Annotated in this window: 1 protein-coding gene; it reads right to left on the bottom strand. The window is 68.4% G+C overall.

Going from position 1 to position 1,302, the window contains the following annotated elements:
- Positions 1-39: 39 nt before the first annotated feature.
- Complete coding sequence (locus tag AB0D57_RS47815) at positions 40-1,257, bottom strand: IS30 family transposase (protein ID WP_362088787.1); 1,218 nt, start codon at positions 1,255-1,257, stop codon at positions 40-42.
- Between the last annotated feature and the right edge of the window lie 45 nt (positions 1,258-1,302).

Raw genomic sequence — 1,302 nt, 5'->3', positions numbered from 1 at the left:
GGCGAATTCAAGGGGTCGTTGCAACACGTGGTCGGTTGATCAGGCCGCGAGCAGTTTAGACAGGCGCTCGGCTGGGGTTTCCCAGCCGAGCGTCTTGCGTGGGCGGCTGTTGAGTTCGGCGGCGACGGCGTCGAGGTGTTCGCGGCTGTGGGCGGCGAGGTTGGTGCCCTTGGGGAAGTACTGGCGGAGCAGGCCGTTGGTGTTCTCGTTCGAGCCGCGCTGCCAGGGGCTGCCGGGGTTGCAGAAGTAGACCGGAATGTCGGTGGCGATGCTGAAGGCGTGGTGGGCGGCCATCTCGGAGCCCTGGTCCCAGGTGAGGGACCGCAGCAGGTGCGGCGGCAGGGTTTTCACGGTGTCGGTCAGAGCGTCGCGCATACTTTCGGCGCTGTGGTCGCCGGGCAGGTGGACCAGCATCAGGTAGCGGGTGCTGCGTTCGACCAGGGTGCCGGTCGCCGATCCACTGTTCTTGCCGATGATCAGGTCCCCTTCCCAGTGGCCGGGCACGGCCCGGTCTTCGGCCTCTGCCGGGCGGTCGCTGATCATGACCATCGGGGTGGAGAAACGGGGCTGGCGCTTGGCTGCCTGGCGGTGGGGGCGGCGGCGGGCGCGTCCGGTCCGCAGTGCCCGGGTGAGCTCGCGCCGCAGTTCGCCGCGTCCCTGGACGTAGAGGGCTTGGTAGACCGTTTCGTGCGTCACGTGCATCTCCGGCCGGTCGGGGAACCGTCTGCGAAGAGCGTGGCAGATCTGTTCCGGGCTCCACCGCAGGGTCAGGTGGTCCTGGATGAAGTCCCGCAGTTCGGGGTTCTGGCCGATCTTCCCCGTCTTGGGGCGGGGCCGGCGGGTATCGGCGCGGGCCTGGGCGGCGTGCGGCCGGTACTGGCCGTTGCCGGGGTGCCGGTTGCGGCGTATCTCGCGGCTGATGGTGGACGGGCTGCGGCCCAGCTCGGCGGCGATCGCGCGGACCGTGGCCTTCTCCCGCAGCCGGTCGGCTATGTGGATGCGATCGGCCTCACGCAGGTAGCGGGATGGGCCAGAAGGCGGTGCCTCCCGGTGGATCGGAGGCGTCGCCTTCTTCTTGCCGATGTGCGCATGTGATCCGTTGCGCCACTTCTTGCCGGTCCGCCGGTCGATGCCGACGATTCGGCAGGCTTCCCTGCTGCTGTAGCCCTGCTGCATGAGCTGGAAGTATGCCGCCCGCTCACGGGTCAGCTTCCTTCGCCCCTGCGGCCCCCGGTCCTTGCGTATCTCGAAGTCCATTGCATCCCCTGAGCTGGGGTGTTGCAACGACCACTAGAACTCAAG

The sequence above is a fragment of the Streptomyces sp. NPDC048275 genome (assembly GCF_040652275.1).
Taxonomy (GTDB): Bacteria; Actinomycetota; Actinomycetes; order Streptomycetales; family Streptomycetaceae; genus Streptomyces.
Note: the sequence above shows the minus strand (reverse complement) of the source record. Positions and strands in the feature narration are given on the sequence as shown.